Annotated in this window: 19 protein-coding genes; 7 read left to right on the forward strand and 12 right to left on the reverse strand. The window is 48.0% G+C overall.

Annotated elements, in window-relative coordinates:
• Positions 1 to 65: 65 nt before the first annotated feature.
• The 3 genes from ACN0RF_RS05870 (at position 66) to pepQ (ending at position 2,618) form a co-directional block, all read left to right on the forward strand.
• Positions 66 to 812 (forward strand): DUF6776 family protein, encoded by a 747-nt coding sequence (locus ACN0RF_RS05870; protein WP_417438350.1) that lies wholly within the window; start codon positions 66 to 68, stop codon positions 810 to 812.
• Between the two features lie 56 nt (positions 813 to 868).
• Positions 869 to 1,219: an iron-sulfur cluster insertion protein ErpA gene (gene erpA / locus ACN0RF_RS05875; RefSeq protein ID WP_011235467.1), complete on the forward strand. Its 351-nt coding sequence runs from the start codon at positions 869 to 871 to the stop codon at positions 1,217 to 1,219.
• Between the two features lie 82 nt (positions 1,220 to 1,301).
• Entirely contained in the window at positions 1,302 to 2,618 is a 1,317-nt protein-coding gene (gene pepQ / locus ACN0RF_RS05880) for a Xaa-Pro dipeptidase (RefSeq protein ID WP_417438351.1), read from the forward strand.
• A gap of 5 nt (positions 2,619 to 2,623) precedes the next feature.
• On the opposite strand, the gene ACN0RF_RS05885 is transcribed toward pepQ, so the two are convergent.
• Positions 2,624 to 3,733, reverse strand: a complete 1,110-nt coding sequence (locus ACN0RF_RS05885; protein ID WP_417438352.1) for an anhydro-N-acetylmuramic acid kinase — start codon at positions 3,731 to 3,733, stop codon at positions 2,624 to 2,626.
• Complete coding sequence (locus ACN0RF_RS05890; protein ID WP_417438561.1) at positions 3,733 to 5,025, reverse strand: OapA family protein; 1,293 nt, start codon at positions 5,023 to 5,025, stop codon at positions 3,733 to 3,735. Before ACN0RF_RS05890 ends, ACN0RF_RS05885 begins: the two co-directional genes overlap by 1 nt.
• 236 nt (positions 5,026 to 5,261) lie before the next feature.
• Between ACN0RF_RS05890 and tyrS the strand changes: the two genes are divergently transcribed.
• Positions 5,262 to 6,467 (forward strand): tyrosine--tRNA ligase, encoded by a 1,206-nt coding sequence (gene tyrS, locus ACN0RF_RS05895; RefSeq protein ID WP_417438353.1) that lies wholly within the window; start codon positions 5,262 to 5,264, stop codon positions 6,465 to 6,467.
• A gap of 94 nt (positions 6,468 to 6,561) precedes the next feature.
• Here tyrS and ACN0RF_RS05900 read toward each other — a convergent pair whose 3' ends face one another.
• The 7 genes from ACN0RF_RS05900 to ACN0RF_RS05930 are packed head-to-tail and all read right to left on the reverse strand — an operon-like array spanning position 6,562 to position 15,209.
• Complete coding sequence (locus ACN0RF_RS05900) at positions 6,562 to 8,562, reverse strand: methyl-accepting chemotaxis protein (RefSeq protein WP_417438354.1); 2,001 nt, start codon at positions 8,560 to 8,562, stop codon at positions 6,562 to 6,564.
• A 33-nt stretch (positions 8,563 to 8,595) separates the two neighbouring features.
• Positions 8,596 to 9,414 (reverse strand): symmetrical bis(5'-nucleosyl)-tetraphosphatase, encoded by an 819-nt coding sequence (locus ACN0RF_RS05905; RefSeq protein ID WP_417438355.1) that lies wholly within the window; start codon positions 9,412 to 9,414, stop codon positions 8,596 to 8,598.
• 2 nt (positions 9,415 to 9,416) lie between these two features.
• Entirely contained in the window at positions 9,417 to 9,791 is a 375-nt protein-coding gene (gene apaG / locus ACN0RF_RS05910) for a Co2+/Mg2+ efflux protein ApaG (protein WP_417438356.1), read from the reverse strand.
• Positions 9,778 to 10,644, reverse strand: a complete 867-nt coding sequence (rsmA, locus tag ACN0RF_RS05915) for a 16S rRNA (adenine(1518)-N(6)/adenine(1519)-N(6))-dimethyltransferase RsmA (protein WP_417438357.1) — start codon at positions 10,642 to 10,644, stop codon at positions 9,778 to 9,780. Before rsmA ends, apaG begins: the two co-directional genes overlap by 14 nt.
• A complete protein-coding gene (pdxA, locus tag ACN0RF_RS05920; RefSeq protein ID WP_417438358.1) occupies positions 10,637 to 11,629 on the reverse strand; it encodes a 4-hydroxythreonine-4-phosphate dehydrogenase PdxA in 993 nt (330 codons plus the stop codon). The genes rsmA and pdxA overlap by 8 nt, the downstream gene beginning before the upstream one ends.
• A complete protein-coding gene (gene surA, locus ACN0RF_RS05925) occupies positions 11,626 to 12,924 on the reverse strand; it encodes a peptidylprolyl isomerase SurA (protein WP_417438359.1) in 1,299 nt (432 codons plus the stop codon). Before surA ends, pdxA begins: the two co-directional genes overlap by 4 nt.
• Before the next feature lie 11 nt (positions 12,925 to 12,935).
• Positions 12,936 to 15,209: an LPS-assembly protein LptD gene (locus ACN0RF_RS05930; RefSeq protein WP_417438360.1), complete on the reverse strand. Its 2,274-nt coding sequence runs from the start codon at positions 15,207 to 15,209 to the stop codon at positions 12,936 to 12,938.
• A 137-nt stretch (positions 15,210 to 15,346) separates the two neighbouring features.
• Between ACN0RF_RS05930 and ACN0RF_RS05935 the strand changes: the two genes are divergently transcribed.
• Genes ACN0RF_RS05935 through djlA form a run of 3 tightly spaced genes read left to right on the forward strand, consistent with a single transcriptional unit; the run spans position 15,347 to position 17,848 of the window.
• The gene (locus ACN0RF_RS05935; protein ID WP_011235455.1) at positions 15,347 to 16,351 is read left to right on the forward strand and encodes an aminoglycoside phosphotransferase family protein; all 1,005 of its coding nucleotides are present in this window, start codon (positions 15,347 to 15,349) and stop codon (positions 16,349 to 16,351) included.
• Positions 16,348 to 17,016 carry an N-acetylmuramate alpha-1-phosphate uridylyltransferase MurU gene (gene murU, locus ACN0RF_RS05940; protein WP_417438361.1) on the forward strand — a complete coding sequence of 223 codons (669 nt, stop codon included), beginning with the start codon at positions 16,348 to 16,350 and terminating at the stop codon, positions 17,014 to 17,016. The genes ACN0RF_RS05935 and murU overlap by 4 nt, the downstream gene beginning before the upstream one ends.
• Before the next feature lies 1 nt (position 17,017).
• Positions 17,018 to 17,848, forward strand: coding sequence for a co-chaperone DjlA (djlA, locus tag ACN0RF_RS05945; RefSeq protein WP_011235453.1), 831 nt, complete (start codon positions 17,018 to 17,020; stop codon positions 17,846 to 17,848).
• Positions 17,849 to 17,887: 39 nt separating this feature from the next.
• On the opposite strand, the gene ACN0RF_RS05950 is transcribed toward djlA, so the two are convergent.
• From ACN0RF_RS05950 to rapA, 3 genes are read right to left on the reverse strand one after another with little or no spacing between them, the layout of a single operon-like run.
• On the reverse strand, positions 17,888 to 18,673 hold the full coding sequence (locus ACN0RF_RS05950; protein WP_417438362.1) for a DUF3530 family protein: 786 nt from the start codon (positions 18,671 to 18,673) through the stop codon (positions 17,888 to 17,890).
• A 44-nt stretch (positions 18,674 to 18,717) separates the two neighbouring features.
• On the reverse strand, positions 18,718 to 19,374 hold the full coding sequence (locus tag ACN0RF_RS05955) for a pseudouridine synthase (RefSeq protein WP_417438363.1): 657 nt from the start codon (positions 19,372 to 19,374) through the stop codon (positions 18,718 to 18,720).
• The gene (gene rapA, locus ACN0RF_RS05960) at positions 19,374 to 22,034 is read right to left on the reverse strand and encodes an RNA polymerase-associated protein RapA (RefSeq protein WP_417438364.1); all 2,661 of its coding nucleotides are present in this window, start codon (positions 22,032 to 22,034) and stop codon (positions 19,374 to 19,376) included. Before rapA ends, ACN0RF_RS05955 begins: the two co-directional genes overlap by 1 nt.
• Positions 22,035 to 22,142: the final 108 nt, after the last annotated feature.

Raw genomic sequence — 22,142 nt, forward strand, 5'->3', positions numbered from 1 at the left:
ATGGCGCTTGCATATTTATCAATAACATATCAGCATAAACGCTTGATGGAAATGAGCTGGAAGTTATGAAGCCCTATTTTAACCTGAAATACTGGCAACAACGCTGGGGATCCTTCCCGGTATTTGTGTTGTTGATCTGTGTTGCTGTTTTGGTTGTTTACCTGGCCTACTTAGCTGGTGTGTGGCACGCAAAGGCATTAAAAGAAGAAGTTTCGAAGCAGTCGCAGCAACTTGAACAGCTTTATCAGCGACTTGAGCAGATGGAGTATCAACGCCATGTGCTGCAAGTTGAGCTAGATATTGAGCGTTCGGCGAACCAAAGTTTGCAGGACGAGTTGAGCGCGTTACAAAATGATAACTATGGTTTGCGTCGTGACTTAGCGTTTTATCAAAAAATTATGGCGCCGGAGCTACAGGAAAGCGGCGTTACTATAGACTCTTTAACCGTTACTCAGAATCGTTCGGAAAACCATTTCCATTTCTCTCTGGCGGTTTTGCAAATTGAGCAGCGCCGCAACTTTGTTCAGGGAAATGTTACTGTTGAGCTGGTTGGACGTATTGATGGCAAGAAAAAGCGTTATGACTTACTGCAACTTGCCAATATAGCGCAAGACGATCGCAGTTTTTCTATGCGCTATTTTTCCTTGTACGAGGGCGACTTCTTTATGCCGGAAGGACTTGCTCCTGAACGGGTAGAGGTGAAAGTCAGAATTACCAAAGGTGGTAACGGCACGCTGGATAGAACCTTTTTCTGGAAAGAAATTAGTCGTGGCGATGCCAACCCTGGTGTGCGTAGTGACGGCGATACTTGACCAAAATACTCAGGTAAGAGAAAATAGCAGTAGAGTTCAACCAAGGTAGAGAAATCATGAGCAGTGCAGCAGAGCAGGCAATGCCGATTGAGTTCACTGAACAAGCGGCGAGCAAAGTGGGTAAGCTGATTGCTGAAGAAGAAAACCCAAATTTGAAGTTGCGTGTTTACGTAACCGGAGGCGGTTGTTCGGGCTTCCAATATGGTTTTACCTTTGATGAAAAGAAAAACCCGGGTGATATGGAAATAGAAAAAAACGGCGTCACCCTGCTGGTTGATCCAATGAGTTTACAATATTTAATGGGTGGCGTGGTCAGCTATGAAGAAGGGCTGCAGGGCTCTCGCTTTTTTGTCGACAACCCGAATGCCACAACAACCTGTGGCTGTGGCTCCAGCTTTTCCGTTTAGGCTTTAGCTTCCCCCCGGGAACAGCTGAAATTTTTCGCCTTTTCCGCTAGAATAACCTCACAATTTTTTGTGAGGTTTTTTTATGAGCGCGTACGCAGAACACATCAAGACAGTTTGTAGTCGCTTTGATAAAGCGTTAGAGGACAACAATTTTGAATCGGTACTGGTTTACTCGGGCCAGCCACGAGTCGATTTTCTCGATGATAACGCGCCGCCGTACCGGGTTAATCCGCTATTTAAATATTGGGTTCCGGTCACAGAAAGCCCCAAAAGTGCTATTTTTTATCGCAAGGGCAGCCAACGTCCTACAGTTTACTTATTTCAGGCTCGGGACTTCTGGCATGCTCCGGTTAACGTGCCGGAGGAAGAATGGCAGCAGCACGTTGATTTAAAAATTATCGACGACTTAAGCATGCTGACTGAAGACTTAGGCAGCGATTTAGAGCAGTCCGCTTTTATTGGTGAAGACTTTGCTCAGCCAGCCAGTGACTGGAAAGTAAAAGCACGTAACCCACAGGCATTGATTGATCATCTGCATTTTCACCGCTCAATAAAAACACAATGGGAAGTGGACAACTTGCGCGAAGCCAACCGCTTAGCGGCAAAAGCCCATGTTGCGGCAAAAGAAGCCTTTTTTGCCGGTAAAAGTGAGCTTGAAATACACCATGCTTATCTGAGTGCTATCGACTTTCGTGAGTCACAAGTGCCTTACAACAGCATTGTTGCATTGAACAGCAATTCCGCCATTTTGCATTACGACGTCTACGACACCGTTCCGCCTAAGCAAATCCGCTCGTTCTTAATTGATGCTGGCGCACGCTACCGTGGTTATTGCTCTGATATAACCCGCTCATACGCTTATGAAGAGGGTTTCTACGCGGACCTGGTAGAAGCTATGGATAAAGCTCAGCAAGAGCTATTGAGCGAAATTAAGCCCGGTGTGAGCTATTACGATCTGCATGTGTCGATGCATTTGAAAGTCGCGCAAATTTTAAGTGACTTTGAGTTTATTAAAGGTGATGCACAAAGCATTTACGACAAAGGTTACACCAGTGCCTTTATGCCGCACGGGTTAGGTCACTTTATCGGTTTGCAGGTACATGATGTTGGCGGTTTCCTGAAGGACGACAAAGGCAACAGCTACGAGCGCAGTGAGCGTCATCCCTTCTTACGCTTACTACGGGACATTGAAGTTGGTCACGTCTTCACTATTGAGCCGGGCTTATATGTGGTCGATCAGCTACTGGAAGAGCACAAAGACAGTGCAGATATTAACTGGGAGAAAGTTGATGAGCTGCGTCCATACGGCGGTGTGCGTATTGAAGACAGTATTGTCGTTGGAACTGATGGGAACGAAAACCTAACCCGGGACGCCTTCAAGGAGCTTGGTGCTGAATAACGCTTCTATTGATGTAGGACTTTAGCGCCTAAAACCACCGGGTGACTGGCTCCTGTAACTTCAGGCTGGTTACCCGGTTTTTTATGCTCATAACACCAGCCTAACCAGGCAAACGCGATTGCCTCAACCCATTGTGGGTCAACGCCTAAACTCGCTGTTGTATCGCATTGAATCGGCGCTAAGAGCTCAGTTAAGCGCTTCATCAATAATGGGTTTCGGGTGCCTCCACCACAAAAATAAGCCGTATCGGGCTGTTGCGGCAAAGTTGTCAGTGCATCTTTGATGCTAATAGCGGTAAGTTCGGTCAAAGTGCGCTGTACATCAGCCGGGGATATATTCTGCCCGGCCAATTGTTGTTGCAGCCATTTTAAATTGAACTCCTCGCGACCTGTACTTTTGGGAGCTGGCTTAGCAAAAAACGGATGCTGCAATAAACGCTTTAGCAGGTCAGGCTGAAGTTTGCCTTCATTCGCAAACCGGGCATTTTCATCGAAGCTTTTACTTGAGTCATTATGCTGAACCCATTGGTCCAGTAAGGTGTTGGCAGGTCCCGTATCAAAGCCCAGTACTTGGCTTTTATGGCCAAGCCAGGTGACATTGGCAATACCCCCTAAATTAATCACTGCAATGCTTTGATTCTCGCGGGCAAAAACTTGCTTATGAAAAGCCGGAACCAAGGGTGCACCCTGGCCACCTGCGGCAATGTCCTTGCGCCGAAAATCGTAAATAACATCAATGCCCGTACCCAAAGCCAACCGTGTAGGGTCGCCAATTTGACAGGTGTAGGCTGGTATTGAATTGGGTTTGTGTCGAACGGTTTGCCCGTGACTGGCAATAGCGGTAACTTCTTTTGCTGTTATATCGGCCTGTTCAAGAAGTTGGCGTACCACTTTGGCACAAAGCTCGGAAAAAGCGATGTCTAAACCGGCCAGCTCATCTGCCTGCCAGGTATCTGTATGGCTTACAGCCAGTAGGCCAGCGCGCAGTTCCGGAGGGAAAGACAAAGAGTGATGAGCTTCAAGTTTAAGTGTGCCTTGCGTGTCTATCTGAACCAATGCCGCGTCAACCGCATCCATACTGGTGCCCGACATCAGTCCAATATAACGCTGAAACATTACTGCATCGCCAGGTAAACGCGTCTGTTGTCGTTTAGTATGGCCATTACCTGATCTGCGTGTTGGCGGAAAGAAGGCAATTCTGATTCGCCCAGCGACTTAGCTTCCGGCAATTCTACTGTACGAGGGTTACGATGTACGCCGTCTACGAGGAATTCGTAGTGTAAGTGTGGGCCCGTTACCCGACCTGTAGCACCGACACGGCCAATAACCTGACCCTGCTTAACACGGTCACCTTTTTTCACGTGCTTACGGCTAAGATGCAAATACTTAGTTACATAGCGCTCGCCGTGCTGAACAAAAATAAAGTTGCCGTTTAATGAGCTATAGCCTGCGGAAATAACTTTACCGTCACCGGATGACATTACTGGTGTGCCCGTAGATGCTGCGTAATCTATACCGTTATGCGGGCGTACCCGACCCGTAACAGGGTGCAGCCGACGAGGGTTAAAGCTTGAACTTATGTAAGTAAAGTTAACCGGTGAACGCAGAAAGGTTTTGCGCATGGCGCGACCGTTCGGCGTATAATATTGTCCATTATCGTGAAGAATGGCCTGAAAGTTCTCATCCCGGTTGACAAACTCTGCCGCTAAAATTTTGCCGTAACCAACAAACTCACCGTCTACATAGTGCGTTTCATAAAGTACGCTAAATTCGTCGTTTTTACGCAGGTCTAACGCAAAGTCGATATCCCAGCCAAAAATATCGGCAATGCGCATAATTTGGTTGTCAGTCAGACCCGAGTCGATACCGGCATTCCAGAAGCTGGAGTCAATAATGGCATGAGTAAATTCTGTGCGCACTTCAACTTCTTTAGTTTCTATTTCAGCAACAAAATTGTCGTTCTGGCGAGTGATAATAAGCGTTTCGGTATCGTTTATCTGGTGCGCTAGCTGTACCAGGTTGTCGTCACTGTCAGTCGCAAAGCGAAGCAAATCACCGGGGTGGACTTTACGCAGGTACTTCGCGTCGTCACCAGACTCGGTAACACGATACAGCTGCTGAGCACTAAAGCCTACTTTGCTAAATATTTTTGCTAAGCTGTCACCCGACTTAACCTGATAGGTTTGCCAGGTCAGTTCTGAGTTCTCGGAGGTTTCATCAGCACTGGATTGCTCAAAGGCTAAATCCAGCTGATAACGTTTACCCGGCATTAGCTGCTCTGCAGAAGTACTGTTTTTAGATGCCGTGGCGGGTTCCGACGGAATGATAAGTAATAGCAAGAGGGCAACGCTGATCGCACTGATCAGAATTTTATGAGAATGCGGAAGTTGCATAAACATCCGCTGAATTTTGGTGACAGATTTTAATGTCATATTTTAGCGCACTTCACTTTCTTTATTGTGATTATCCAGTAAACATTTGTCAGCAAACACTGGGATTACCGCACCTGTTTACGACCACGGAATAACCTTATGGTTTCGAGGATAATACGAAAAAATGGAGAATACCAGATTATTGAGCTTAAAACAGGGGTAATAATGGCGTAAAATGGCTGGTTTATGAGTTTTTACAGTTGGAGATGAGAATGAAAACCGAAGTGGCGGAAGCTATTGCCGAGATTACTCGCGGTGCCGAAGAAGTTTTACTCGAGCAGGAACTGGCTGAGAAGCTAGCCAGTGGTAAGCCGCTGATAGTGAAAGCTGGCTTTGACCCAACTGCACCTGATTTACACTTGGGCCATACTGTTTTAATTAACAAGCTGAGAGTATTTCAGGATTTTGGCCATAAAGTGGTTTTCCTGATAGGTGACTTTACCGGCATGATAGGTGACCCTACAGGCAAAAATGTCACCAGAAAGCCGCTAACCACCGAACAGGTTATTGCTAACGCTGAAACTTATAAAGAACAGGTTTTTAAAATTCTCGACCCGGCTAAAACCGAAATTCGTTTTAACTCCGAATGGATGTCGAAAATGGGGGCGGCCGACATGATTAAACTGGCGGCCCGCCAAACTGTTGCCCGTATGTTAGAGCGTGATGACTTTAAAAAGCGCTACCAGAACAATCAATCCATAGCCATTCACGAGTTTTTATATCCGTTAGTTCAGGGCTGGGACTCGGTTGAATTAAAAGCCGATGTTGAGCTTGGTGGTACAGATCAGCGCTTTAACCTGCTAATGGGTCGGGAACTACAAAAAGAAGAAGGACAGCGTCCACAAACTGTCATTATGACGCCGTTGCTGGAAGGGCTGGACGGCGTGCAGAAAATGTCCAAGTCGTTGAATAACTATATTGGCATTACGGAATCGGCGAATGACATGTTCGGTAAAATTATGTCGGTGTCAGACGAGCTTATGTGGCGTTACTTCCAGTTACTCAGCTTCCGTTCCATTACCGAAATTGACGAACTGAAAGCCGCTGTAGCTGACGGCAAAAACCCGCGCGATGTGAAAGTTTTGCTGGCAAAAGAAATTATCGCTCGTTTTCACTCGGAAGACGACGCAGAAAAAGCCGAGCAGGATTTTATTCAGCGTTTCCAGAAAAACGCCTTACCGGACGACATACCTGAAAAGACGGTGCAAGTTGGAGCTGAGGGAATGGCTATAGGTAATGTGTTAAAAGAAGCTGGCCTGGTTGAGTCCACTTCGGAAGCGTTGCGGATGATAAAACAAAATGCCGTTAAAGTGGACGGTGAGAAATTCAGTGACTCGCGTTACCTCTGCACAGAAAAGGATTCTGGAGTTTATCAGGTGGGTAAACGCCGCTTCGCTAAAATTAATTTAACCGCCTAAGGGCGTTAAATGTTGAGGCTATAAAGCCGTTAAATAGTAAAAAGGCGCCTTTAAAGGGCGCCTTTTTCGTTTCTGCAGTTTAGAGGCTTTTGTCTTAGACTCTGAAGCTCTTAATTGAGTCCTGAAGCTCATCGGCCAGTTTAGCGACTTCGTTAGACGCCTGAGCTGTTTGTTTGGAACCAGAAGCCGTTTGTTCGGCAATGGAAACAATAGACTCAAGACGCTCGCTGATATCCTGCGCTGTGCTGCTTTGTTCTTTCGCTGCATTAGCAATATGGTTACTGCTGTCAGACGCCTGATGCACTGACTCAGTAATAGACTGCAGTGCCTGAGCCGCCTCGTCAGACTGTTGCACACTGAGCTCTGCCTGTTCGCGACCTTTGTTCATTACGGTAACCGCTCGCTGAGAGTCATTCTGCAGATTCTCAATCATGTCCTGAATTTCTTCGGTGGACTCTTGAGTACGGCTTGCAAGAGTACGAACCTCATCAGCAACAACCGCAAATCCGCGGCCTTGTTCACCGGCTCGTGCCGCTTCAATTGCAGCGTTAAGGGCAAGCAAGTTAGTTTGATCGGCAATGCCACGAATAACATCCAGAATGCCGCCAATGTTTTTGCTGTTTTCTGACAACTGATCGATAACTTCTGATGCACCTTTAATTTCATTTGCCAGGCCTTCGATGGTTGCACGGTTTTTGTCCGAAATTTGACGAACCCGTTTTGCTTCATCATCAGAGTGTTGAATTTCGCGTAAGGCCTGGTCTGCACCGTCAGCCATTTCGCTGGCCGTGCTATTCATTTCCTGAGTAGCTGTGGCAACCTGTTCAATTTGACGGCGCTGCTCGTCAATGGCGTTAGTTGTCTCATCTGAAACATTGGATGACTGCTCTGCGGCCGTAGCAAGCTGAGTTGCACGGTTCGCAATACCTTCAATAAGTTTACGTAAATTACCGGTCAGTTTATTGGTATTTGAGGCTAACTCTCCAAATTCGTCCTGCGAGCTATATTCAACACGTTCGGTTAAGTTACCATCTGCCATAATGTTCAGCATGTAGTTAACACGTGACAGTGGACGGCTGATGCTGCGCACGGTATACCATGAAATAAACACGGCCAGAGCAATAGATATAATGGTGATAATGCTATTGAGCCAACTACTGGTAGAGATAGAATCTGTTACTGAGACCCGTGTGCCATCGGCTATTCCGCGAACCGCAGTTTGCAAACGGTCGGCTTCTCCCATCAATTTATTTAACTGAACTTCTGATTTATTAAGTGACTCTTCTGAGTCAACGCGCAGCTGCTGCCGACGAATGACATTGTCAGGATAAGAACCTGCACCCTGCAGGCTGTCGAGCGCATCGCGAACGGTTGCAATTGCGTCGTCAACCATTGTCCCGGCAGCCCCTGTTGGTTCGTCATCTAATACCTGAAGGCGGGGGCGGATACTGTCGATATTAATATCAATTTCGCTGCGGATGATTTCGGCACTGTCTAACTTATTTGCTTTGTTCAAGTCATACATTAAGGTGATAAGGCTGGACAGCGAAGACTCGATGTTATTGGCTTCACGAGAGATGACCTCGTTATTAGAGGCATCCATGGTGTCCAGCAGCATAATAGCCGCATCATCGATATTGAATGCAATTTCATCTAACTGAGAAGCGGTAACGTTTTGTAATTCCAGATATTCGCTGTGCTGACTAAACAGACGGTCTATCAAGTTAATGTACTGGCGTGAGTCTTTTTCAAGCTCGTTAATCTCGTCACTCTGACCGTTACCCTTAATAAGCTTTTTAAGCTCCTCAAGAGAGGAAAAAAGCAACTTGTTAGATTCGTTGAACTCTTTTTTGTGAGCTTCGACCTGCTCTAAACTTTCGTCATAGAAGGTTTCTAGCTGAACAGTTCCTAGCTCAAGAATATCGACTTTAATAGCCGAAACTTGATTCAGTGCCGGTACCGCCTCATCGTTGAGTTTATCAACCGACGAGCCGATGCTGTTGATATTAAACAACGAACTTAAGCTAATGATGAGTAACAGCAAAGTAATGATGGCAAAACCACCGATAACTCGCATGGCAACAGTAATTTTCATGAAACTTTCCTCAGCACTGCATGATTTTTATTATCACTTTCCGGTCAAAGCCGGTTCATGAAAGAAGGTTTTATTTTCAACGCTATATAACGTCATGTACTGACCCCAGACACAGCCTGTATCCAGCGCTATCACATCCTGACGGTTGGTTTCGCCCATTAGCGCAGCCCAATGCCCGAATAATACTCGATTCTCAGATTCTGACCAAAAGTTAAACCATGGCTTATACGAATCCTGCGACGAACGCTCATATGGATTATCTTTTTGAGAAAAATCCAGTTCACCTTCCGGATTGCAGTAACGCATTCGGGTAAACGCGTTCACTATAAAACGGTATCGGTCAAAACCTTGCAGACTTGAGTCCCATTTTCCCGGCGAGTTGCCAAATAATTGCTGCATAAAGTTTTCAAACTCATCGCCAGTAAGAACTTTCGTGACTTCATGTGCGTATTGACTGGCTTGTTCGAGTGTCCACCATGGGTAAATACCGGCGTGAGCTATTACCGTATTGTGCTCTTCCAGCCGGTGCAGCAAAGGCTGGTGGCGAAGCCACTCTAACCAGTCATAGCGGTTGCTGTCTTCTAGCAATGCGTTAAGTTTATCTTTCGGGTTAGACTGCCGGTAACCCAGCAACACTGCTATTAAGTTTAAGTCGTGATTACCTAATACGGTGTGTACCGAGTTACTGTTTTCGTAGAAAAAACGCAACGCATCGCGCGAATCGGGGCCGCGCGCGACAATATCACCTACGCACCATAATGAGTCGTTTGCCGGGTTAAAGCTGACTTGAGTAAGCAGAGCTTCAAGTTCGCGGAAGCAGCCCTGAATATCACCAACAACGTAATTGCTCATAATTAATGAATAATATTAGGAATGGCCAGCCGGAACGACGGAATCGGTGCTTTAAACTGCGAGCCGTGTTCATCTATCATCAGGTAGTGACCTTCCATAGTACCAATAGGCGTAGCCAGAACGGTGCCGCTGGTATAACTGAATGATTCACCTGCAGCCAGTTTAGGCTGTTGTCCCACAACACCGTCACCGGCCACCCGGGTAATCTTATTGTCGGCATCGGTAATGCGCCATTCGCGGGCAAGTAGCTGCACTAACTGGCTGGACTGATTGGTTATGGTTATGGTGTAAGAAAACACATATTGTCCGGCATCAGGGTTTGACTGCGCCGCTAAATATTGTGTTTTAACCTCTACTGTAATGTTACTGACTGTCATTCTTTTCCGCTTGTTTTGTGAGCGAGTGTTCAGTGAGCCAGTCGGATATCCTGCAGTAATCGTCTACAGAGAGTGTTTCCGGCCTTGCGCCCGGGTCAATGCCAAGGGCTTCCAGCTGCTCTGCAGGAACCAACTGTTTAAGATTGTTTCTTATTGTTTTACGGCGTTGATTAAACGCTGTCAAACATAAGCTGTGCAGTTGCGCTTTATCTTTAACTGGATGAGGACTTTCGGTGTAGGGTTCCAACCGAACCACCGACGACTCTACTTTCGGCGGAGGCGTAAACGCCGATGGCGGAACAGCAACTACGGGAGTGACCTTACAGGCTTGTTGCACGCCGACGCTGATTCGACCGTAACTCTTTGAACCAGGTTCTGCCGCCAGACGATCAACCACTTCTTTTTGCAGCATAAAGTGCATGTCTTTTACGTCATCGGCAAACTTTAACAGATGAAAAATGAGCGGCGTGGAAATGTTATAAGGCAGGTTGCCGAAGACTCTTGCCGGCTGCTCTTTTGCAAACTGGCTAAAATCTATGCTTAACGCATCGGCTTGAATTACTTCCAGTTTTGAACTTAAAAAAGGGTGATGCTGTAGTCGTTCAACTAAGTCACGGTCAATTTCGATAACTTTTAAATGACCACTGCGATCTACCGTCGGTTCAGTTAGTGCTGCTAAACCCGGGCCAATTTCAATCAGGTTTTCACCCGGCTGAGGGTTAATGGCATCAACAATCTGCTCAATAATGTATTCGTCATTCAGGAAGTTTTGGCCGAACCGTTTACGTGCCCGGTGACCCAAGTGGGTTTTACTTCCACCCTGGTGTTTACTCCCACCTTGGTTCTTATTCATAATACGCTGCTCTTGCCATATCTATAGCGGTTTGCATTGCCAGGCGGCAACTACCGTCGTTAATCTTGCCTGATCCGGCCAGCTCAAGTGCTGTACCATGATCAACAGAAGTTCGGATATAAGGTAACCCGAGTGTAATGTTTACCGCCTGACCGAAACCTTTATATTTTAATACCGGAAGACCCTGGTCGTGATACATCGCCACTACTGCACTGGCGTCCTCCAGATACTTAGGTTGGAAAATTGTATCTGCGGGGTAGGGGCCGTGAAGGTTCATGCCCTGCTGCTTAAGTTGTTCCAGAACAGGAGTTATAATCTCTATTTCTTCCCGGCCTAAATGCCCGGACTCTCCCGCATGAGGGTTTAATCCACAAACTAATATTTTGGGCGATGACTCGCCGAATTTCTTGGTCAGATCGTTATGCAGTATGGTAATAATGTTGGTCAGACGTTCGGCGGTAACCGCTTTTGCCACGTAGGCCAACGGAATGTGAGTTGTGACCAGTGCTACGCGCAGACCTTCTGTGGCCAGCATCATAACCACATCGTTGCAGTTTGCTTCATGGGCTAAAAATTCAGTGTGTCCTGAGAACGCCACGCCGGCTTGATTTATCACACCTTTGTGTACCGGGCCGGTAACAATGGCATCAAATTCGCCTGAAAGATTACCGTCAGAAGCCCTTTTTAAGCAATCAACAACGTAATGACCGTTGGCTGTGCATAACTCGCCCGGAGTCACTTCTTCGCACACTGGAATATGTTCTACCCAAAGGTGTCCGGGTTCATGTTGCGGTAGTTCTTCACCCTTTTTGTACTTGTGCAAAGTAATAGGAAGATCCAATTGCTCAGCTCGTTGTTTCAATAAATTCTTATCTGCACAGACAACGACAGCAGCCGACCAGGGCTGCTGTGCTATTTTTATAATCAGATCCGGGCCTATACCTGCCGGCTCACCCGGTGTGAATACAAGGGTTGGTATACTCACTCAGCAACTCTTCTGATAAAGGCCTGATCGCGAATTTCCTGCTGCCAGTTATCGAGTTCTTCACGGAACTTACGACTAAACAGCATTTGGTATGCGCGTTCTTGCTTGCTTTCTTCTGTTGCATCCGAGGTTCTGCGCTCGGTCACTTCAACAATGTGCCAGCCAAATTGTGTGCTGAACGGTTCACTTATTGTACCCTGCTCAATGTTTTCTACTTTTTGCTTGAACTCCGGCGCGTATTTATCAGGACGAGCCCAGCCTAAATCGCCGCCGCGAGAAGCAGAACCGGGATCGGCTGAATGCTCACGTGCCAGTTCTTCAAAGGTCTTCTCACCACTTTCTATTTGCTCACGATACTGAGCGAGCATTTCTTTTGCTTTGTTGTCCGACAAAATAACGGAAGGCTTGATAAGAATGTGACGCGCTTTAACTTCCTGCACTTCGACAGTCTGCTCTCCGCGCTTGTCCTGTACTTTCAAAATATGAAAGCCGATACCGCTGCGGATTGGGCCAACAACGTCACCTACAGATTTTCCGTCGACAGCTTCAGCAAATAAGGTCGGCATACTGTTAACCGTCATCCAGCCCATGTCACCGCCGTCAAGGGCGGCAGAACCTGAGGATGAACGTACAGCCAGGTCAGCAAAGTCGTTGCCTTTATCCAGTAAGCTCAGAACGGTATTGGCACGCTCTTTGGCTTTTTCTAGTTCGGCCTGAGACGAGTTTGAGTCAGCAGAAATCAGAATTTGCGCCAAACGGTACTCGGTCTGAACTTCCTGGTTACTTTCTATTAGCTTCACCAGGTTGTTGATTTCTTGCGGCGTAATAGACACGCGTTGCTGTACAGCGGCTCGTTGAACTTGCTGAATAACCAGTTCGTTACGAATGTTTTCGCGATAGGCCGCCCAGCTCATACCGCTACTGACCATGTTTTCACGAAGCTCAGCTGTTGTCAGGTCTTGATTATTCGCAATTTCGTTAATGGCTTGCTCTAACTGATTGTCGTCAATTTCGATACCCATGCGGTCAGCCATTTGCAGCTGAATTTCCTGCAATACCAGACGTTCTATAGCCTGAGTCTCTAAAACGTCGTCTGAAGGTGCATTACTTGCGTTGAAGTTCTGACCGTTTTTAACTTGTTGGATAAGTTGGTCAATTTGGCTTTGCAGTACCACACCATCGTCCACTACGACGACAACGCGATCCAGTATTTGCTGAGCCTGAACGGTGTTATTCAGCAAAAAAGACGATGCAATCAGCACAGCTGCTGAACAAAACGATGCAATTTTTTTCATTATACCTACCACTAGTTACTGAGATAAAAAGGACGGCGGTAACCGTACGTACTTTTCTCAAGCATGTTAATTAGACCACTGCTATCAGAAGCTAAACCGCTGATAATAAATTGTATACTAATGCCATTGTCAAATTGAGTTTCGCCGTTTATCTGAGTCGCACTAAAAGCGGGCTCAAGATCACGGTTTATGCGTCTGTATGCGCTAACCCGTAAGGCCCAGCAACAACTGCTGTATTGAACGCCCACCATAGCATCATTTAAACGATCATGTGTGAGATCGTAAAAGACATTTGATGCGACTTGCCAGCGTGAACTTGCTGACCAAACTGCCTGCGTTCCAACTTGTTCAATATCGTTGTTCAGAATGTTGGTTGCCGTGCGGTGACTGACCTGTATCAGGTTTGATTCATCTTTACGGAACTCTACCGCGGTCTGACTCTTGCGGGTGGTGTTAAGTTCCGTATCGTACTGAATTGAGCTGCGTAGTGACCAGTTTTCATCAACGGCCCAGTTAATGTCGGCAACCCATTCACTGTTACTGGAGGTTGTGGTTTCTTCATCGCTGGCAAACAATTGCGTACGACTGTCATTAATATTGTAAATTTGCCCAATACTGGCGCGCAGCACTTCGCGTTCATTCTGAGTGAATAAGCTGCTGCTAACACCGTAAGTTATCTGATTAGCCTCGGCGATACGATCCAACCCTGAAAAACGGCGGCTACGGAACAGCCCGTGATAATCGTCCTGCAATAAGGACGTATCGTAAATGCCGATGTTCTGTTGGTTTTCATAGGGCACATACAAATACTGAATTTGCGGCGACAGGGTTTGACGATATTGACTGTCACCCAGCTCAATGGCTCGCTCCAGATGTAAACGGGCTCTTACCCGGGCGCGGGGCAGTGTCCGGGTAACTTCTTCGGTAATGTTGGTATCCGGACTTTCCTGCCAGTAGCGCGTATAGAGGTAAGACAGCTCGGCTTCTGTGTCAAAAGCCGGTTTTTCAAAACGGTACTGAATGCTTGGCTCGACATGTGCCCGGGTTGCGTATTCGCGTGTCTGATCCTGATTCTGAAAGTAGGTTAGCTCGTTGTATAAGCTGGCGCTGAAGCCAGTGAAGTCGCCGGTATTATAGTCGATACTAAGCTGCGGCAATGTGCGATAAGGGCTGCGGTAGTCACCAATAAGCTCGTAGTCTTCGGTGCGTAATTGCGCGGTCCAGTTTTCATTATCGTAATCAAGCTGGGCGACGCGATACAAATGAGTGTCGGCGCGGCCGGCAAAGTCACTGCCAAAGTCATTCAGATAGTTGTCGTCACTAATTTCGGTCGCATCCAGGTAAAAACTCAAGTCCTGGTTTATCTGTGCCGAATGCTGAACGTGCCAAAGGTAGCGTTTTTTATTTGCAATGCGGGTGTCGTCATTGCCTAAATATTCTAAATTGAATTGCCCGGCATTTTGCTCAAACAAATACCGGTACTCACCTTTCATCATGGTGCCGCGCTCCGACATATAAACCGGAGCTATGGTCGCATCCATATTGGGCGCAATATTAAAGTAGTAAGGTACTTCTACTTCAAAACCACTGTTTGATGATGAGTCAAACGTTGGGTAGAGCAAACCGGTTTTACGCGCGTCACTTAATGGGAAATTAAAATAGGGTAAATAGAGAACAGGCACATCAAATAGCTCAAACCGGGCATGCCAGGCTTCACCGAAGTCGCTGGTTTCATTTATTTCAATGCGCTCTGCGCGTAATTGCCAGGCCGGGGTTTCGCCCGGGCAGGTGGTGAAGCTTGAGTCTTGCAATAGAACTTCCTGCCGGGATAACGAAAGTAACTCTGCATGGCCCCGCGCGTTATGATTTTGCAGGCGGTAATCACTGTTGTAGAGTTTGGCCTGGTCATCGTTTAAGTCCAGCGACAAAGAGTCACCGGTAACGCTTAAATAACCGTCATTAAAAGTAATGCCGTCTGAAGCGAGAATTTCGCCCCGCTGCTGGTCTATAGTGGCTTTTGAAGTTGACAGCCACTGCCCGTTACGCTGAATGATGACGTTACCGGTAAAATATGCTTTTTCATTGGCGAGAATTTCGGCACTACGCGACTCAACGCCAATAGTTCCGGCTTCGGTTTTCTGCAACTGGACAGCGCCAATCATACTTTCAGTGGGCTGAGCCACCGTACAAGTCATGTGTTGTGGTGCGTCTTGATTTTGTAAAGCCGCTAGCGCGCTGCCGGGAAAGGGCAGTAGCATTAGCGAAGTAATAAACCGTTGCAGCAATTTAATCTTCCGTCGTTGTTGTTAAATGCATTTATTCTGTTTTGCAGCGCGAGGGTATAATAAAGCAATTTTGTTTGTTTCGCTATTTGGTACACTGCTAGTTTTAAGGCTTTGCGACAAATTTGGTGGAGGATATTTTGGAAGACAAACGAGAAGTGGCTCTGCAGGCTTGGTGTGAAGCCCAGACAGGCGTTTCACAACCAACTTTAGAAGTTGTGTCTGGTGATGCCAGTTTCCGTCGTTATTTTCGGGCAACTAATGGTCAGGAAAGCCTGATAGCGGTCGATTGCCCTCCCGAAAAAGAACCAATGAAGCCTTTTTTGGCTGTTGCACAAGCCTATTCTGAAGCGGGTGTGACGGTACCGGAGATTATTGCGGCAGATTTAGATCAGGGTTTTATGCTGCAATCCGATTTTGGCCAGATATTGTTGCTGAGTAAACTGCATCCGCGTAATGCCAGGCAATACTACCAGCAGGCACTCGCCGCGCTGCCGAATATTATGTCGGTACGCCGGACTGAGCAGGGCGAATTGCCGGCTTTTGATACGGCTTTGCTGGAGCGCGAACTGTCGTTATTTAAAGACTGGTTACTGAAACAGCACCTGAACTTAGACTGGCATGCCGGGGACGATGAAATCTGGAACCAGTTTAGTCAGCAAATGATTGATAACGCATTGCAACAACCGCAGGTGGGAGTTCACCGGGACTTTCATTCACGTAACTTAATGCTGCTGGACGATGATCGTATCGGTATTATCGATTTTCAGGACGCGGTACTGGGACCGGTAACCTATGACGCAGTGTCGTTACTACGCGACTGCTATATTGAGTGGCCGCAAGAGTTGGTTAACGAATTGAGTGAAGGGTTAAGGCAACAACTGATACAGTCTGACTGTTTAGCGGCGCAGGTTGAGCCGCAGCAATGGCAACACTGGTTTGACTGGATGGGGCTGCAGCGTCACACCAAAGCGGCGGGTATTTTTGCCCGGTTGGCGCATCGTGATCACAAGCCCGGCTATTTACAGGACGTGCCAAGAACTCTGGGTTATTTGCAGCAAGTAAGTGCTAACTATTCTCAGCTTTCAAATTACAATCGCTGGTTGCGTGAGCGCATTATCCCAGCCTGGAAGGAGAGCCTATGAGAGCGATGATTTTAGCTGCCGGGCGGGGCAGTCGAATGCGGCCGTTAACGGATAACCAGCCAAAGCCTTTGTTACCCGTGGCGGGAAAACCATTGTTAGGTTACCACCTGGAAAAGCTTGCAAATGCAGGTGTTAATGAGGTGGTTATTAATCACGCCTGGCATGGTGAGCAAATTGAAGATTTTGTTGGTGATGGCAGTCAATGGGGGCTGCAGGTTTCTTTTTCGAAGGAACCGGAAGGCGGACTTGAAACCGCAGGCGGTATTATTAAAGCTTTGCCTTTACTCGGAGATGACCCGTTTTGGGTTATTAATGGCGACATCTGGACAGACTGGGATTACCGGGATTTACCAACGCGCTTAGACGAAGAGCAACTGGGGCATTTAGTTATGGTGGATAACCCAGTTCATCATCAAGACGGTGATTTTGTCATTGAAAATGGGATGTTGGTTAATGACGGAAACGACCGCAAGACGTTTTCCGGTGTGGGTCTGTATCGTAAGGAACTGTTGGCGCCATACCCTGATGGGAAGCAACCATTAAAACCTTTTTTCGACCGGGCAATAGACAAGAAGCAACTGGCAGCAAGCCATCAGGATGGATTTTGGACAGACGTAGGTACGCCGGAGCGCTTGCATCAACTTAACCAGCGGCTGGAGAAATAACATGGTTTGGGGAAAAGTAGTTGGCGCATTGGCTGGCTTCGCGTTTATGAAATGGCCGGGGGCTATTCTGGGTGCGCTTATTGGTCACTGGTTTGATCGGGGAATGGCTCAGGACTTTTCTCAAAAAGGTGCCTGGGGGCGCTTTTTGTATGGAGCAGAGCAAGCCGCCGGGGACGCCAATTTTATTTACACACTGTTTGCGGTAATGGGGCACGTTGCCAAGGCAAAAGGCAAAGTTACCACTAACGACATCTCTCAGGCGCAGGAGCTAATGCGCCGTTTGAATTTAAATACAGACGCCACCCGCGAAGCCCAGGAAGCGTTTCGCGAGGGCAAAGAACCGACGTTTCCTTTGCAGCAAGTTATGAAGGATTTTAGCGCCTCTTTTTACGGTAACCGCGACGTTCTTCAGTTGTTTATGGAGCAGTTAATTGGCCTGGCGCTAAATGACGGCATTCTGGAAAAGTCAGAGCATGAAGTCTTGGTTAACGTGGCTAAGCACCTTGGCTTTACCCGTTTCCAGCTGGACCAATGGTTGATGATGGAAAAAGCGGCGTTTCGTTTTCACCAGCATCGTCGGCAACAGCATCAGCAACAGCGAAAAACCTCCAGCCAGGATGAAATTCAAAACGCTTATGAAGTGCTTGGCGTAACGGCGCAAAACAGCAACGCTGAAATTAAGAAAGCGTACCGTAAGTTAATGGCCCGGCATCATCCGGATAAGCTGGCCTCTAAAGGCTTACCTGAAGAGGTAATGAAGCAGGCCCAGCAGCGTGCGCAGGACATTCAGGCGGCTTATGAGAAAATTAAAGAAAAGCGCGACATTCGTTAAACTAGCTAGTGTTAAAACCTAGCGATAAAGCTGAAAGGATTAAAAGCCGTGAAACTCCAGCCAACCTTTTATGGTGGAGGTTAGTTCACGTTGCCCGGCGTTACCTGAGTTGACCAGCTGCCGCTGGCGGTACGCCGGATGCTGATATTTATTCGCCAGCTTTTTACGTAGCGACCAATGTTCACCCACCCAACGATTACCCTCTGCGCTGCGAATATCCAGAACCGGCAACTGTGACTGACTGATGCGGTCGGCAAGAGCGCGGTTATACTGGAACTGCGGTACATAGGCATTAATCAGTACAATGGCATCGGGCATTATCGAGGGCTCACTCTCCAGCAGACGCAGGGCTATGTCTGCGGTAATTCCTTCCACTACCCATACCGAAAAGCCCGGGCGATCCAGGGTTTCGTCCAGCAGCAGAGTCATGCGCTGCTGCAGTGCACTAACCAGCGGGGTAAATACTTCTTCGTCTGCGGCATCAGGGAAATGCGTTGTCGTGGCTGGTGTCTGCAAATTGTCTGTGCGTATGTCGTTGTCGGGCGGGGTTAAAGCCCAGGTTGTCCAGCCAAAATCCGGGGCGTTTTCATAAACCGGACGAATATAAAAAGACTGCAGTGGATGGTAGTGCCAGTCGGGTAAAAGCACAATCTGGCCGCGTTCAAAGGCCTGTAAATATTCCTTTTTCAATGCCAAATAGCGCTCGTCGTCATCTCCGGTCAACCAATGGATCTGGTCTTGCGGCAAATAACGTTCTAGGTCGTCCTGGCTTACTGCGGGGCTGATAAAAACAACCGTCAGCAGCATTAATAGATAGCGATTCATGCAGCTTTTATCGGCTGAAGCGGCGCTAGCTTGAGTGCAAATTGCTAAAACTGAACGGGGCTGGAGAACTCTATGAGTTGTTCGGTTTGCGGATGGGTTACGCCAAGGTATTCCGCATGCAGTAATAAACGTTCAGCAGCAGCGAAAGCATCGCTGTGCGCATAGAATTTATCTCCAAGTATAGGGCAGCCAATGGCCTGCATATGAACTCGGAGCTGATGAGAACGGCCGGTATGAGGGGTCAGCTCAACGCGGCTGCAACCCTTGTCAAAAGCCGTTACCCGATAGAAGGTTATGCTGGGTTTACCGGTGAAAAAATCCATGTGCTGGCGCGGACGGTTAGGCCAGTCGCAGGATAACGGCAACTCTATTTCTCCTTGCGGAGCGGGTGGCTTGCCCCAAACTTGTGCAATATACCTTTTACGGGTTGTGCGGTTCTGAAATTGCCGGTTCAGATGGCTTTGTGCGGCTTTGGTTTTTGCCAGTAAAAGAACTCCGGAAGTTGCCATATCCAGCCGGTGGACCACTCTTATTTCCGGGTGTACGCGCTGTACTCGGGTATAAACCGAGTCTTTATGCTCTGGTCGCTTACCAGGAACACTCAGTAGCCCGCTTTGTTTATCAACCACCAACAACTGGCTGTCCTCATAAATAACCTGAAGAAATGGCGTTGTCGGCGGCTGATAATGGAGCAGAGTCATTAATGGTTATTCACCAGAATACGCACTGCCTGAAGCGATAACTGCGGGCTTTCCAGCGCCGCCGTAATTTGCTCTTCGCGCCAATTTATCGCCTCTATTTCACTGCTGCGTACCGACGGGTTTTTCTTCCTTAACTCAAGCAGGCGTGTGCGCTCGTGTTGCAGTGCGGCCAGCGCATTTTGCTTTACCTCATCCAGCTGCTTTTGTTGCCACTCACGGGCCTGTTGCTGGCCGGCCTGAATAATCTTTTGTGCGGGGTCACGTAACTGACGCAATATCTGCCGTGCGGTTTTCTTATCAATAAAGCTGGATTGTTGGTCCAGCAGCTCGCGTGACACTTTAGCGGACAGCTCCTGTCCCTGACCATTAAACAGCAGGCGTAAACTTTGTAATGGGCAGAACTCCTGCAATGCTGCGGCTTTAGGTGCCGGTACTATGCTGGCGAAGTCCAGTTCCAGGAACCAGGTGCCGGCCGGAATTGCCGGGTTTTTCAGCTCAGCAACGCAGGTGCTGCCAAAGTCATCAGCAGTCAGCAGTTCAAGCGCCGCCTGCACCATAGGGTGATCCCAACTTAAAAAGTCAGTATCTTCAAAGTTCAGCGCGGTGACTCTGTCAAAGGTTATGGTGATGCCGTCATCCGGCAGTCCCGGCAGGCTGCCGACACGCATATGCTCGCCCGGACGAATAAACCAGCGCTCTTCATCCAGCACTTCGTTATTCACGCCAAAGCGGTCAAAGAAGGCAATCATAAAGTCGGCCAGGGTGTCGGTATCGCTGTCGCTATGAATTTGCTCTATGATTTTTTCAGCGGTTTCAGGACGACAGGCGTTTAGTGCCTGTAACTTGTCCTGCCCTTCACGGTTGCGCTCCAGCCAGGTTTTGTGCAGTTCTTTTGTCTGCTCCAGCAACTCGTCACTGAGAGGCTTTTTCTCAGCAATAGCTTGCTCAATGTCCGTACCAAAAGCATCGTACAGTTTACGGCCTATCGCATTACATTGAGAGAAGGCGTTCATACCCTGCTCGTACCAGGGCAGCAATATGGCCTCCGCTGAACCTTTGCAGTAAGGCAGATAAATATCAATATTCTGCTGCTGACCAATGCGGTCTAAGCGGCCAATGCGTTGCTCCAGCAAGTCAGGGTTGCTCGGCAAGTCGAATAAAATAAGCTGATGCACGAACTGAAAGTTGCGGCCTTCGCTGCCAATTTCTGAGCACAGCAGAATAGGGCTACCGTCTTCTTCGCTGGCAAAAAAGGCGGCGGAACGGTCTCGTTCGGTCAGCGTCATACCTTCATGGAAGGTTGCCGCCTGCACACCAGACAATACCCGCAGGGCTTCGGATAAATCCAGAACCTGCTCTGCCGTTTTGCATATCAGCAGTGCTTTTTCCGAACGGTTTTGTTTAATGTGATTCAATAACCAGTCAATGCGCGGATCTTCCATCCACCAGGGCATGTCTTCATCGGGTTCGCATTCATCCAGTTCTACCGGATGAAAATGGCGTTCAGGAAAACCGCCAATATCGGCCCGGCGGTTACGGAACATAACGCGGCCGGTACCATGTTTATCCAGCAGATCATCGAGTTCTGCCGGGTCAGTAACAGACTCGGCCTGTTCTGCTAATTCTTTATACTGTGTTTGCTCTTGCTGGAAACTGGCAAAGTCGGAGAACCTGTCCGGGTCCAGCAGCTGCAGTCGCTGAAAATGGCCTTCGGCACCTTCCTGTTCAGGGGTCGCCGTTAACAGCAACAAGCCGGGTACTGCTTCACAAAGGTTTTTAACCGCACTAAATTCCGGCGCTTCTGGCTGTAAATGGTGGGCTTCATCAATAATCAGAAGATCGAATTCCGCCTCAAGCAACGCCTGACTCCAGCGCGACTCGTGCATAAAGCGGCTACTGATAATAATGTGCTGTTCAGTTAAAAACGGATTTTCACTGTCGGCTTCTGCCTGCTCGCAACGCTCATCATCAAACAGGGTAAAGTTCAGTGCAAAGCGACGGCGTAACTCAACCAGCCACTGATGCATTAACGATTCCGGTACCACAATTAAGACTCGCTGCGAGCGGCCGGTATTCAGGCGGCGCTTGATGATCATGCCGGCTTCAATGGTTTTTCCCAAGCCCACTTCATCGGCTAAAAGCACACGCGGGTGATAACGGTCGGCAACGGTTTTGGCAATATATAACTGATGCGGCAGCAAGTGGGTACGAACACCTAATAAACCGGCAACTTCGCTGGCCTGATGGTGCGCTAAGTGTTCACTGGCTTCGCAGCGTAACTGATACATATCCAGTCGGTCGGCCTGACCAGCCAGCAGACGAGTTAACGCGGGGTTACTGTCCACCTGATGCGATAACTGAGTTTCCGGAACCACAACCGACTCCTGGTTGTCATCGCGTAAACCATGGTAGGTCACAATCCCCTGCGACTCTGTCAGCTCCTGAATTGTGAAGCTCCAGCCGTCGGCGTGTTTGCCCTGTTGCTGTACTTGCAGTTGATAACGGGCCAGAGGGGCTTCCTGAGCTGAGTACAGTCGCACTTCACCGGTTGCGGGGAACATCACGGTTAAGTGACGACCTTCGGCCTGGGTGATCATGCCTAGCCCTAATTCGGTTTCAGTTTCACTAAGGTAACGCTGTCCAACTCTAAACTCGCTCACTACACACTCCCGCGCGCCATTTTCTAAGGTCGCAATGGTACTTAATTCGCTCGCCAATTCCGAGGAAAAATTTATTTCTGTAACCGTTGTGTCATGAATTTTAGGCTA

The organism is Idiomarina sp. (genome assembly GCF_048260185.1).
In the GTDB taxonomy this organism is placed as follows: domain Bacteria; phylum Pseudomonadota; class Gammaproteobacteria; order Enterobacterales; family Alteromonadaceae; genus Idiomarina.